This is a genomic window from Stappia sp. BW2 (assembly GCF_008107695.1).
Lineage (GTDB): Bacteria > Pseudomonadota > Alphaproteobacteria > Rhizobiales > Stappiaceae > Roseibium.
Genome location: NZ_VIRG01000066.1, coordinates 704,625 through 718,097, shown reverse-complemented (window position 1 = coordinate 718,097; position 13,473 = coordinate 704,625). Strand labels below are relative to the sequence as shown.

The following is a 13,473-nucleotide window of genomic DNA, read 5'->3' as shown; positions in this document are numbered from 1 at the left end:
CAAATGGACGTCATTGCTGTTATTCCGGCTCGGGGAGGCTCAGTCGGCCTCCCCGGCAAAAATATACGTCCTCTTCTAGGCGTACCCCTTGTTGCCCGCACTGTCCAAACAGCATTGCAGGCCAAGTCGATAAATGAAGTCTTCGTCACCAGCAATGACGAAGATGTTCTGCGGATCTCCGCAGAAGCAGGCGCGACTGTTATTCGCCGCCCAGAGGAGCTGAGCAATAATACTGCAAGCTCGGAATCGGCACTCCTGCACGCGCTCGAATGGATCCAGGCACAAGGGCGTGTCTTGCCGGACTATATTGTAATGCTGCAATGCACGTCAGCCTTTACCCGTCCCGAAGACATCGATCTTGTCTTGGAGAGCATTGTCGGCAAAGGCGCAAAGGCTGCGCTCTCCGTTGTGGAAGATCATGGGTTCATCTGGCAGGAAGGTGAGGACGGTTTCGCTGAGGGGATTACACACGACCACAGCAAACCGCGTCAGCGCCGTCAGGACATGAAACTGCGTTATCGGGAAAACGGTGCGATTTATGCGATGCGTGTACCGTCCTTTCTCGAAAAAAAGGAACGGTTCTGCGGACCGACTGTGATGGTACCGGTCAATGGTCCGACCGTGGAAATCGACAGCCAGGAAGACTGGGAAGTAGTCGAGGCCTTCCTGCGCGCGCTCAATCGTTTCGAAGAACCTGCAGCCCAGACACACAAGATCAAGGCGGTTATCACGGATTTCGACGGCGTTCATACGGATGATAGAGTAACCGTGGACCAATACGGCCGCGAGTCCGTTACCTGCAGCCGAAGGGATGGCCTTGGTCTCGAACTACTGCGCAAGAGAAACGTCAAGCTGATGGTCCTCTCCAAGGAGGCTAATCCGGTCGTCCTGGCAAGGGCGGAAAAACTAAAGATGCCGGTGATGAACCAGATTGATGACAAACTTCCTGTTCTGGACGCTTGGCGTCAGGAACAAGGGCTTGAGTGGACTGAAATTGTTTATATCGGCAATGACGTGAACGATATTGACTGCATGCGGATTTGTGGACTGTCTTTTGCTCCTGCGGATGCACATCCTGCCGCGCTGGATGTGGCCGACCGTGTCTTGAACGCTGATGGCGGAAAAGGGGCGGTTCGCGAAATGTGCGACTATCTGATAGCGGCCGGCTTTGTGGAGTAAAGCCAATGCGTGTGCTCGCTCTCGCAGGATACGATTCCTTCCTGAATACGGTTCGGCTCATAGCACCGCATTTCGAAAAGCAGGGGGCTTCGGTCGAATTCGCATTGGTCAGCGCACGTAAGAAGAAGCAGATCAGCGTTGAACAAATAACCGAGTTGGGGTTCAGCAAGCCAATTCCGGCCGTGACGATCAAGGATCTCTGTCAGAGCGGTGACATCCTGTCCTACGACATCGTTCTGGCGTGCCTTGAGGGTATGTCGACGCGTCACTTGTTCCACTATCTCGAGGACATCGGCAGTGCGCGGCCACTGGTGATTTGTGTCTATCCCGGCCTGGTCCTGCGTTATGCATTCGACGGCTTTTCCATGCGGACGCCGGCAGATCAGCTGTGGCTGAACTGCAAGAGGGATGTCGAGGCATATTCGGCAATGTGCGAAGCATTCGGACAGGACAGCTCCAACGCCAGGCTGTTCGGCAACGCCTCCCTCCTCGATAAGGTGGAAAGGTTGCCGGGAGCCGACGATGCCGGGCCCGTCGTCTTCTTCGAGCAGGCCGTCATTCCGCGCTATTACTATGAGCGCAAGTTTATGGTTAAACAGCTTTTCGGCTTGGCTAGGCGTTATTCGCAGAAAGAGTTTCTTATCAAGGCGCGCGCCACCGGCAGGAAGGCAACTCTACACCGGACATGGCACGCAATTGATCACCTGTTTCAGGAAGTTTCAAAGTCGGGTGATGAGATCCCGGGTAATATTCGCTTGACAGAGGAACGTGCACCCTCCCTGCTTGCAAGGGCTTCCCATTGTCTGACGATTTCTTCAACGGTTGCGGTGGAGGCGATCCATGCGGAAATTCCAACAACTCTGATCTCGGATTTTGGAGCCCATGACGATTATGGGTTGCAGTATTTTTATGGCTCCGGATTGCTCCGGAATTTTGAACAAGTGGACTTGCAGACCCCTCCGCGTGTCAGTCAAAAGTGGCGTGAAAAATTCGCCTGTGATCCTGCCTTGTCCATTGGTCAATTAGTTTTGGAGGCAATGGACCGGGCAGGCAAAAGGGGAATACCGACACGAAGCGCGGCTCGTGGTTGTGAAAATTCGGACGCGTTGCGATCGGAATTGCTCGCAATCGGAAAACGCTTTTATTTGTCCAGAGCTTTCAAGAGCAAGCGCAAGCTTTTAGCGTCACTGATTTCTACTCTGAAACTGAAAACTTCAGCCGGGAAATAAGCCTGTTTCCCAGCGTCCCGTGCATGATGCGTTATTGAAAGGCCAACTGGTGAACCTCGTGCTCAAAAAAATGTCCGAACTTTGTATTTCGATTGTCGACGCCTTGCACGGCGGTTATCTGTCGAAACTTGACCAAAGAGGGCAACATGTGCAGGAAGCCGCGACCGAGTTACTGGAACGGGCCAATAATGAACATGATGCGAGGCAAACACAGGTGCTTCAGGACTTTTTGCGAGATTTGAAAAAGTGAAAATTCTTCTACCATTCTACGATGATTCAACTCTCTTGTTTGCCGCTAAGATGAAAGAGCAACTTTCCCTAGCCGGGAGCAGCTGCTCAACCTACTATATGGCACACACACGGGATGCGGCCGACATTTCGGAGCGCCAGATGAAAATCAATCTCGAGAAAGGTCCGGATATTCTGGCGGACGAGCGTGTAATCTCAGCCGACAGTATCGCCGATTACGACGCCGTGGTTGTGTGCAAGGTGACCAAGGAACTTCGTGCTCTGGTCAACGAGAGAAGGTATATGGCGGGCAACAATAGGCCCTGTTTCATCGCCTTCCAGCCTGGGCTGGAATTTACACCCGAAAAGGGAATTCATAACAGAAGAAACTTCGACGTTCTTTTTCTCAACAACCAGCAAGATGTCGACTCCTATGGCACAAATATTGGCGGTTCGCGTCGAAAGCAGGTTGCCTGGGGGCATCCCTATTTCATGAAACCGACCAGTCTTCTAGACGATGCCGGTGGAGACGTCTATTTCTTCGCACAGGCGATCAGCCCTAAGAGCTACAATGGCCGGCTGCATATGGCAGAAGTGCTCAAGGCAATTGCGTTGGCCAATCCCGAGCGCAAGATGGTTGTCAAGTTGCGCCATCTTCCGACGGAGAACACCGTGCACGTCCACAAGGAAGAATACAATTATCCGGAGCTTTTCGGAGACCTGTGGGATGTTCCGGACAATATTGAGTTTTCTGCCTGCTCAATGAAGGAAGCTTTATCGAAGGCCTCCATTGCGATCACGTGCACGTCCACAGCGGCCATGGATGCGATCAGTGCGGGGGTGCCGACAATTGTCTATGTCGACTATGTGGAAAACTACAAGGATCGCTTGGCCAAGCAGATGCGTCGAATATTCTGCGAAAGTGGGCTGGTGTTGCCTTTGAAAAGCGTCCTGCATCTCGATTACCAGAAACCCCGAAAAACCTGGTTGGATGGACACTTCAGAGATGAGACCATTTTTAAAGATCTTATACAAGCTATTACTGAGTTTCAGAAGACGAATTGAATCTAACCAGATTGACCTCTACGAGCTTGGGGAATAAATGAACAATAAGTTTGCTTTATCAGTCAGGTTTATTTCTGGATATTACACAAATTTATTGCCAATAGTTAGGATGAAATGAGCTAGCAAGTCGGGTATAAAATTCTAGCTAAAACTCGATAAGATTCTCTCAGAACAAAAGCGGGTGCCATGGAACGTAAGCCTCAAATTAAACTAGTAATCTGGGATCTGGATGAAACATTCTGGTCTGGTACCTTAACAGAAGGCGGTGTCACGCCTCGAGATGAATGCATCGAAATAGTTAAAAACCTAGCGGCAAAAGGAATCATATCATCGATATGTTCTAAAAACGACCACAAGGAAGCGCTAGACAAATTAAAAGAATTTTTAGTTGATGATTATTTCGTTTTTCCCTCAATTGATTGGACACCTAAGGGGCCTCGAATTAACCGTCTTATTCATGAGGTGGGCCTGAGAAGCGAAAATGTATTGTTCATTGACGACCTCAAGCAAAACCTCGAAGAGGCTAAATACTATAGTTCTGATTTGAACGTCTTGGATGCGTCTGAATTATCGAAAATTGGGATATATTTCGACGTAGAAGGAAAGAACGATGGCGAATTTACAAGGCTTCAGCAGTACAAAATTAACGAGAAAAAAAGCACGGCGAAAAGAGAATATCACAACAACGAAGAATTTTTGCGAAACTCCGAAATAGTGTTAACTGTCGATAATGCGCCACTTAAGCATATCGATAGGGTGTTAGAGCTGGTCAATCGCACAAATCAGTTGAATTTTACGAAGCGTAGATTTGAACGTCAAGAAGCATACTCCTTGCTGAAAGATGAGGGAATAGAAACTGCAGTTATATCATGTAAGGATAAGTATGGAAATTCTGGTATTATTGGATTTTACGCCCTGGATCGCGTGAAAAGAGAACTGTTGGATTTTGTTTGGTCGTGTAGAATGATGAACTCAGGTATTGAGCAATTCATTTACCGTGAATACCTAGGTAGCCCTAAGATTGATGTCGTAGGCCCAGTTTCGTCTGACCTGACCTCCGTATTAGATGTCGACTGGCTAGAAATTGAAGAAAAAGAAATCGTTTTCAAAACGGTTAAAAAAGAAGTTACAATATTTTTTAAAGGTGGTTGTGACCTTGAGCGGATCACTAACGGTCTGAATCAAGATGAATTCAACGTAATTACTGAGATCAATGGTACCACGAACGGAGGAATACCTTTTCATCATGACCACTCATTCTTCTTGATTCAACAATCGAGTTTAACCAAAGAAAAAAAGGATGACATTGTCGGAAGTTGGCCCTTCCTGGACAAGAATGCATTTTCCTCGAAGATCTTTGAGGAGCAGCCTGATATTCTGATATGGAGTCTATTGATGGATTTTACGCAAGAGCTGTATGTCAATGTTCAGGATGGGCACATTGTACCTTTTGGTGGATACAATAACGTAATAAAAGATGAGACTATCAATTACTATAAAAAGAGATTTCCTTCTCAATCAAAGCACTTGGATGCTTTTAAAGCTAATATAAAAGAAAATTATCTTCATGCAGGCCAAATAACGAAAGATATTATGAGAGTAAATATAGATTTTATTATGGATAAAATGCCGGATACACATTTTGTTTTTGTTAATGCAGGCGAGGTTGCTTATCGGCCCTCAAAGGAGAGAGCTGCTGTATCACGTCACCGAGAAATGAATGAAGCCTTAATCGAGTTCGCAAGCAGACGAGAACGCTGTTCGATCTTAGACGTGAAACCATACATCAATTCACCCGAAGACTTAACAAACAGCATAAGACATTATCAGCCGCACGTGTACGCTCATATATCAGAGGAACTAAAGACACTGGTAGAGAAGATAGCTAAAAGGAAGAAAATATAATGGGTGTGGCACGCTTGTTAGAGAAGATAGATAATAAGACTAGTGTAGTTGCAGTAGTCGGTTTAGGATATGTTGGGATCCCGCTGCTGGCAACTATTTTGAGCGCGGGCTTCAAAAAATGTATCGGGGTTGATATTAATGAAAACCGCATACATGATTTACTTGATCGTAGGCCATTTCTTACTCCATGGAGATACGATTCACTCTGGTCACATATCGAAGCCGAAAGTCTGATCGTTACGGATAGCTTCTCCAGTATTCGTGAAGCAGATGTAGTCGTGATATGCGTACCGACACCGCTGGATCAAAGACACCAGCCTGACTTAGCTCCCCTTGCTGCGGCGATAAAGAGCGTGCTCGTTCATTCGAGGTCTGATCAGCTCGTTGTAATTGAATCAACTACCTACCCGGGTACAACAAAACAGTACTTGATTGAAGCGGCTCCGGAGTTTGGTAGGGTAGTTGGAGAAGATTATTTCGTTGCGTATTCTCCGGAGAGAGAAGATCCTGGAAATATAAACTTTACTACAAAAACAATCACAAAGGTTGTTGGTGCAGATGATAAATACTCTCGATCCGCTGCGGAGCTTTTCTACTCGAAGTTTATTGAAAGAGTATATCCAGTTTCAAGCTCTGCTGTTGCTGAGTGCACAAAAATATATGAAAATGCCTTTCGCGCAGTGAATATCGCATTCGTAAATGAAATGAAGGTACTTCTAAAGCATCTTGATATCGATATCTGGGAGGTAGTGGAAGCGGCTTCTTCCAAGCCTTTTGGTTTTATGCCTTTCTTGCCGGGACCTGGGATTGGGGGGCATTGTATACCAATTGATCCGCTTTATCTGAATTGGAAACTATCTTTGCTAGGGATGGAAGGTAGATTTATTTCGCTAGCTCACGACGTAAATAGTGGAATGCCTAGATACATTGCCTCTCACGCCCTAAAAATACTTCAGGAAAAAAATCCTATTCAGAAAGATTTTTCTATTCTTATTGTTGGAATTTCCTACAAGAAGAATGTATCCGATACACGAGAAAGTGCATCTCTGGATGTGATTAAAAATTTACAAAATTTAGGCGCAAACGTAACTGTATATGATCCCGTCGCAACGATTTCGAAAGAGGATTGTAATTTTAGTGTGACGGAAAACTTGGAAAAAAGTCTAGAAGCAAACGATGCAACTTTAATTTTGACCGACCATGACGTTATCGACTGGAATTTGATAGCAAACAAATCTGCTATCGTTTTTGACACTAGGAAAGTGATAAAAGGCGACGCAGAAAACGTGTATAGGTTGTGAAGCAGATGCATGTGTTTCTGATGCAGTCTCCCACGCAGATACGGTTCGCTAAACTCGCTAGGAAGGCTCGTGAAATCAAGTCTGAGGACTCGACTCTTTGGTTGGTCCTTGGCTCTGATGAGAATACGAATTCGCAAATTTTGGCAGAATCAAATTCAAGTAGTTGGCCCAACGTTAAAGTTTTTGACGATTTTCCTGGTGACCAAGCGAGGCGACTCAAGCCAAACGTTCCGGACCATTTGAGGGTTCAAGGAATCAGGAAACTTAAAGAAACGATTTCAAAAGAAATAGGGGCCATTAGGGGAAATATATCAAGCCTAACGGTCGGCGATATTCGAGAATTGCCTGCCTTAATGGTTATTGAGATGCTAGGTGAAGAACTCGTATATCTAATTGACGATGGAAGTGTTGCGCCGCAAGTGGCCAACAACCGTAACACATTCCAACATCTCAATTTGCAGTCCGACAGCGCGAACTTCCGTAAAAAGCATTTTTTTGAACTGTTGAAATCAGCAAATATTAGAATGAATTTGCTTGGACCTCAAAGAGTTTGCTATCAATCGATATATGAATTTAATGTGCCGTTGAATGATTATTATGAAAAAATAAAGCCGGATCTATTAGATATAAAATTTCAAGACTTAAATATAGCAGATGAAACCTGGATAATAGGAACAAATCATCTTCAAACAAAGATAACATCCCCAAAGTGTTACGAGGAGTTATTGGGGGTATACAAAGATAGAATTGACGGACTTATAAAATATTTTCCACATAGAAAAGAAACCGGGGGCCATCTAAATAACCTGAAATCCAAATGGGGTTTCGAACGTGTTGACTGGGAGGGGCCAATCGAAGATTTTATCTTTACAAACATGGTAAGACCTCAGCTTGTTGCCGGAACAGCCAGCACAGTTTTTGACTATCTGAACTGGTATTCAAAGGGCGAGCAGAAGACGGCAATTTTTAAGATGCCTGAGAGATACTTTACGGGGAAGCGCAGGACGCATATTGAGATTATTCAAAAGTACCATCTCAATATGATCCCTGACCCGATAGTAATCACATATTAACCGAGGTCAAAAGGCGTTGTAATGGGAAAGCTCCAAAGTTTTTGGAAGAGAAAAATAAGAAAAGGTTCAGTAGCGGAAAAGGGGCCTGAAGCACAGGAAGCAAGGGAAGAAAAGTTTTATGTTTCATTTTACTATGAAGCACTTGAGAAAGCATTCAATGAATTTCCAAGGCTGGGATATTCGCACGATAGATTGAATACTTATCTAAAGGAAAAAAAATATTCTGAAGCGCTTTCTCAAGACTTGAGGGATCTATTTAACTGCTATGTATCCATAAAATTTGATGTTTATGACATACTTTTTGATGATATACGTGATGTTACACTTAAAATAGCACAAAAAACGGTCATACCAAATAGTGTGCGGGGGTTATTGGCACGGCAAATAATCAGATCAGCAATCAGGATGCAGAGAGAAAAGGAAGCATCCCACGTTCTGGAGGTGTTGTGTTGTCATGATGAAGAGTGGCTTCACTCCGCCTTAATCGAACTATATATGCAGGAAAAGTGGAATGCTGGCCAGGAATTGGATGCTAAGAAAATTCTTATTAGCAACCTTAGCAATAATCAGAGGATAAGACTTTTATCAAGAGCATCTGCTGTGTCCTTAGATACAGATCAGGTTCGTAAAGCTATGTATTTCATGGGTAGTATCGACCAAATCGATGCAAAAAAGCCTAACGAAACTCAACTTCTTGCCTATAATTATGCAGTTTTGGGCGATCCAATTGCTAAGCATGTTGAGGCTTCAGCTTATCTTCGCAGTTTTTTCTCGCGCCAGAAAATATCAGCCCCAGTTATTCTAGACCCAAACAGGGTAATAAATATTTTCAATATTGGATTTGATGAAGAGAAGAGCAAAAGATCTGGTGATCAGGATTTGGTATCGATCATTATGCCTGTAAAAGATTGTCAAGATACCATCGAGATAGCACTTAATTCAGTAATAAACCAAGACTATGAAAACACTGAAATTATTGTGGTTGACGATGCCAGCGAGGACAATACTCTAGCAATAGTACATCGAGTTAAAGAAAAAAGCAATGCAAACATAAAAGTAATATCTGTTAGTGCGAGTAACGGTCCATATGTTTGCAGGAATATTGGCATTAAAGCATCAGAAGGTGTCTACCTATGTATTAACGATGGTGATGACATTTCGCACCCACAAAGACTGAGCCAACATGTTGGGTACATGAAAAACAGACCAGACAACCTCTATTCTTATTCAAAAACAATTAGGTTACGCAGGGACGGCAAGATAATGCTGCAGCCGTGGTTTCCTAACTTGTATGAACATCCCGCTGGTGCATGTTTCTTCTACGCTCGTAAACTGTTTGAGAAAACTGGTCTTTTTGAAGCTGTGAGATACGATGCGGACTTCGAATTCGCCCGTAGGATGGACGCAATAATAGGTCCTCTTAAAGACGCATATCTGAAAAAAGTTTTGTACATAGCAGACCTCCACCAAACAAGTTTGACAACAACAGGGGAGGGGAAGCTTGATAAGCTCCGTAGAAATGAAGATCGCCTAAAATACAAGAAAATATTACAGGCCGTCTACACTCAGCGAAAAACCGATGGAGAACTTGTTATCGATGGTTATTTGAAGCAAGTTCATGATACTTATGAGGGCCTGTCGCTGGCACCTGCAGTCGATCGCGTTTCACAAGTTATGAAAGTACCGGTAGAAAAATAACTATGTCGCCTTAGAGCCAGCTTTCGCAGGAGGGGATTCAATGAGTTTCGATGAACGTGTAGTAATCGATAATTTTATTCGAAGTGGTGTTGCAGGCTACCCGCGAAAAAATAAAAAAGCAGACGGTCTGGTAAAGATTAATATTGGGGGAGGGGATTTTTGTCGCGAGGGATGGTTCAACTTAGATTTCTCCAACGAGCATTATAGTTGGGACCCAGAAGCGTTTATTGAATACGACATTAGTAAAAAAGAACGGCTCCCTTTCGGTGATGAGACCGTAGATATCATCTATATTTCGCACGTAATTGAGCATCTGGAGAACCATCATGTGGTTTTTCTCTTTGCTGAGATTTTCAGATGCTTGAAAGAGTGCGGAGTATTCCGACTAGTAGTTCCCAATGCAGATCTATTTTACTACTCAGTATTGCGAGATGATCCTAGTCCGATTTTGTTTAGAAACAAGTTTTTTAAATCTCATGGAGTTTCTTTCAAAAGCGGGGTAACCAGTTTGGATCCAATACATTATCTAATACGTGAAATTGCTACACCAAGAAGCTTCGTGTGGTCACTGCCAGGGCAGCACCGTAGATATGGTGAAAATTCAGAAAATTTTTATTTCATCGATTCGAATGCCGCAAAAGAAAAATTCAAAAAACTTAGCAAATGCGATTTCTATAACTATCTTTGCGAAGAACTTTCGTTTGTCCCGAAGTATTCGGGAGATCATATTAATTGGTGGAATTACGACAAAATCGCGCAGTTTTTATCTCGTGAAGGATTTGTGAATTTTTTCGTCTCTTCGTTTTTAGGGTCTGTTACTCTTCAGATGCGTGAATGGCCTCATTTCGATAGCACACGTCCGATGATGTCATTGTATGTTGAGGCGATTAAGTGATGTTATTATCATGCAATTGAGTCTGAATATCCCCTGCGTTTTCTAGACGTTGACCTGCTCCCCTAATTGTCCGCATTTATAAGTTAGCTCTGTTCACGTTGTGGTCTTTGTTGGACTGGGTTGCAAATTCGTTTGGGGTGAGCCCGTCGAGGCTCGTATGCGGTCTGTTCAGATTGTAGTCAATCCTCCAGTCTTCAATGATGTCCCGGGCATGGCAATAGCTGCGGAACAGGTGCTCGTTGAGACACTCGTCTCTCAGGCGCCCGTTGAAGCTTTCGATAAAACCATTCTGCATCGGCTTGCCCGGCGCGATGTAGTGCCATTCGACACCGCGATCCTGTTGCCATTTGAGCATAGCGTTTGATGTGAGTTCCGTACCGTTGTCGCTGACCACCATTAAAGGATAGCGGCCCCGACGTTCCGCGATACCATCCAGTTCCCGCGCCACGCGCGCACCAGAGATCGAATTGTCGACCACGGTTGCCAGGCATTCCCGGCTGAAGTCATCAATGACACACAGAATACGGAACCGGCGGCCGTCGATCAGAGCGTCGGAGACGAAGTCGAGAGACCAGCGCTGATTGGCGGCCTGCGGCACAGCCATCGGTGCTCGCGTTCCCAGGGCTCGTTTCCGCCCGCCGCGTTTGCGCACCGTAAGACGTTCTTCCCGGTAGATCCGGTAGACCTTCTTCCAGTTGGCCACAATGCCTTCGCGCTTCAGCAGGATGTGCAGCCGGCGATAGCCAAAGCGCCTGCGTTCCAAGGCCAGTTCCTTTAGCCTCCGGCGCAGGTCAGCATCGTCGGATCTGGTCGACCGATACCGGTAAACACGCGCATCGATGCCGACCAGCCCGCAAGCACGGCGTTGCGAATAGCCCTTGGTCTCGATTACCCAGCTCACGGCACTCCTCCTTGAACCGGGCGTCAGAAGTTTTTTCCGAGCATCTCGCGAAGCGTCGACACATCCATCATCGACTCCGCGAGCAGCTTCTTCAGTTTTGCGTTCTCTTCTTCAAGTGCTTTGAGGCGCTTGGCCTCAGACACTTCCATGCCGCCATACTTCGAGCGCCACTTGTAGAACGTCGCATCGCTGACGCCGTATTTCCGGCAAAGCTCGGCGGCCGAAAGACCAGCCTGATGCTCTTTCAAAATGCCAATGATCTGTTCTTCGGAGAACCTGGATCGCTTCATCGTCTGTTTCCTTCAATTGGGAACAGACTAACCTCAAAACGAGGAACTTTCAGGGGAGCAGGTCACCAACATGCGGCTGAATTGCCGGGAGAAGGGGAATGAGTAGTAACCATCCTTTCCCTTGACCATCTCCGGAAAGAGACGTGTACGCTTCTCACCCCTGCAGTGATCGACGAACTTCATGAAGCCGAGATCAATAAGGGTTCGATGAACTGGAATCCGTCTTCGGGAGCCTTTGGTCTTCAGCCTTTTGTCGTCTTCCAGCTTGTTGATGTCGAGGATGGTAACCCCGTTTTCCGTCTTGATGTCGCTCACATAGAGCTGGATAAGCTCCCCGGATCGGGCTCCAGTAAACAGGGACAGCAAAGGCACCCAGTAAAGACCCAGATCGTTCGGGATATGCGTGCCTTTGGTCCGCCACGCCTTCGCGTTCTTGCAGCCGGTATAGAGGGGCGCCTGAAAGATCCGGTTCAGTTGTTCGACTGAGAAGGGGTCTCGCTCTTCGAATGCAGCTGCTTCTTTGCGGAGTTTAAGGCCCTGGAGTGGGTTCTTGTCCACCTCGTCGAAATTGTTTGCAGCCCAGTTCCAGAACGCTGAGACGAAGCCAATGACCTTGTTGCAGTTGGTGATGCTCATCGGCTGCAGACAAAGCTCGGAGGCTCTTGCAGCGGCCTCTGTGATAGGCAAGTCCTTGATTTGTGGGTGCTTGGTCCAATTCGGAGGAAGCTTCAACAGGACGTCTTTGAAAACCCTTCCATCAGCCTTCGCATACTCGTCCAGTGGACGGTCGCCAGCGATCAGCATAAACCGGTCCGCCCAGATACGATGATCGTCAGCGGTCTTCTCGCCCCAAGAGGCGAGGGACTTCTCCCGGATCCAGTTCGAGATTGCTACAGACAGCAGCGGGGCAGTGCTGGGCTTCGAGACCTGCTGAGTTTGCACCTTGGGCGTCTCGACGACATCGCCACGGTTTCTGGCTGCCTTCCCTTCATTGGCCTTGATGGTGACAGCTTGCAGCTTCCTGATGAGCTTCCGCCAACTGGGAGACGCTTGGGCGAGTCTCAGATTGATATTTGTCCAGCTGAGAACCTCTTCCGCCTCATCCCTGAAGAAGCCCTCTGTGTCTTCTCCACGCGCATAGGCGAACCGATTGATGCACCCTAGCTCTTCGATATCGTCGGCATGCTCCTCGAACGATTTGGACTCGAAACCCTCTTCACGAAGCGCCTCGTCCTCTTCCAGAAGGTGGGCGTAATAGATGTCGCCGATAAGGTCGATCTGCGCATCTGAGAGCTCTTCAAGGGCAGGCTGAGCGGCTTTGGTCAGCTCTAGACGGTGCTCATCAAACTGGCGATCAACCTTCACTGCTTCCTGCCTGACGCGGCGGAGGGCTTCTTGGTAGTCCTTCGTACCAAGAGAGTATGTTTCTTCTGACTTAGGGTAGGTCGTCTTGATATCCTGAGGGATAGCTGCGCGGTGATAGTACATTGCGCCGCGACGGTACAAGCGGGTGTGTCCAGCCATCTTTTCCATAGCTCCACTGTAACCGTCCAATGGAACAGGCGGATAGATAAGCCCTGTTGTTTCAACAGGTTATTGATTTCATTGAGGTCTTGATGGTGCTGCCGGAGAGATTTGAACTCAGGACTTGGCAGGTATATCGTGTTGATATCAAACAACTTTTTTCTTTGGTCTGATTGCCCTGTGTA

At 46.5% G+C, this 13,473-nt stretch carries 11 protein-coding genes; 9 read left to right on the top strand and 2 right to left on the bottom strand.

All coding sequences use genetic code 11. From position 1 onward, the window contains the following. Positions 1 to 3: 3 nt before the first annotated feature. The 9 genes from FMN63_RS14805 to FMN63_RS14765 all read left to right on the top strand — a co-directional run bounded on the left by FMN63_RS14805 (position 4) and on the right by FMN63_RS14765 (position 10,573). The gene (locus tag FMN63_RS14805; RefSeq protein ID WP_148584711.1) at positions 4 to 1,179 is read left to right on the top strand and encodes an acylneuraminate cytidylyltransferase; all 1,176 of its coding nucleotides are present in this window, start codon (positions 4 to 6) and stop codon (positions 1,177 to 1,179) included. A gap of 5 nt (positions 1,180 to 1,184) precedes the next feature. After that, positions 1,185 to 2,408, top strand: a complete 1,224-nt coding sequence (locus tag FMN63_RS14800) for a DUF6716 putative glycosyltransferase (RefSeq protein ID WP_148584710.1) — start codon at positions 1,185 to 1,187, stop codon at positions 2,406 to 2,408. A 34-nt stretch (positions 2,409 to 2,442) separates the two neighbouring features. Next, the gene (locus tag FMN63_RS14795) at positions 2,443 to 2,658 is read left to right on the top strand and encodes a hypothetical protein (RefSeq protein WP_148584709.1); all 216 of its coding nucleotides are present in this window, start codon (positions 2,443 to 2,445) and stop codon (positions 2,656 to 2,658) included. After that, positions 2,655 to 3,701, top strand: coding sequence for a DUF6716 putative glycosyltransferase (locus tag FMN63_RS14790; RefSeq protein WP_353619223.1), 1,047 nt, complete (start codon positions 2,655 to 2,657; stop codon positions 3,699 to 3,701). Before FMN63_RS14795 ends, FMN63_RS14790 begins: the two co-directional genes overlap by 4 nt. Before the next feature lie 186 nt (positions 3,702 to 3,887). Beyond that, positions 3,888 to 5,606 carry an HAD-IIIC family phosphatase gene (locus tag FMN63_RS14785; RefSeq protein ID WP_148584707.1) on the top strand — a complete coding sequence of 573 codons (1,719 nt, stop codon included), beginning with the start codon at positions 3,888 to 3,890 and terminating at the stop codon, positions 5,604 to 5,606. Continuing rightward, on the top strand, positions 5,606 to 6,907 hold the full coding sequence (locus tag FMN63_RS14780) for a nucleotide sugar dehydrogenase (protein WP_148584706.1): 1,302 nt from the start codon (positions 5,606 to 5,608) through the stop codon (positions 6,905 to 6,907). Before FMN63_RS14785 ends, FMN63_RS14780 begins: the two co-directional genes overlap by 1 nt. 101 nt (positions 6,908 to 7,008) lie before the next feature. Beyond that, positions 7,009 to 7,980: a hypothetical protein gene (locus FMN63_RS14775; protein ID WP_148584705.1), complete on the top strand. Its 972-nt coding sequence runs from the start codon at positions 7,009 to 7,011 to the stop codon at positions 7,978 to 7,980. Positions 7,981 to 8,001: 21 nt separating this feature from the next. Next, positions 8,002 to 9,678 (top strand): glycosyltransferase family 2 protein, encoded by a 1,677-nt coding sequence (locus tag FMN63_RS14770; protein ID WP_148584704.1) that lies wholly within the window; start codon positions 8,002 to 8,004, stop codon positions 9,676 to 9,678. A 40-nt stretch (positions 9,679 to 9,718) separates the two neighbouring features. Next, entirely contained in the window at positions 9,719 to 10,573 is an 855-nt protein-coding gene (locus FMN63_RS14765) for a class I SAM-dependent methyltransferase (RefSeq protein ID WP_148584703.1), read from the top strand. 76 nt (positions 10,574 to 10,649) lie between these two features. Here FMN63_RS14765 and FMN63_RS14760 read toward each other — a convergent pair. Next, positions 10,650 to 11,764, bottom strand: a protein-coding gene (locus FMN63_RS14760) for an IS3 family transposase (RefSeq protein WP_148584702.1) whose coding sequence is annotated in 2 segments (ribosomal slippage) — positions 10,650 to 11,509 and positions 11,509 to 11,764 — 1,116 coding nt in all. Because the reading frame shifts where the segments join, the coding sequence is not laid out codon by codon here. Between the two features lie 33 nt (positions 11,765 to 11,797). Beyond that, a complete protein-coding gene (locus FMN63_RS14755) occupies positions 11,798 to 13,288 on the bottom strand; it encodes a site-specific integrase (protein ID WP_205514034.1) in 1,491 nt (496 codons plus the stop codon). Positions 13,289 to 13,473: the final 185 nt, after the last annotated feature.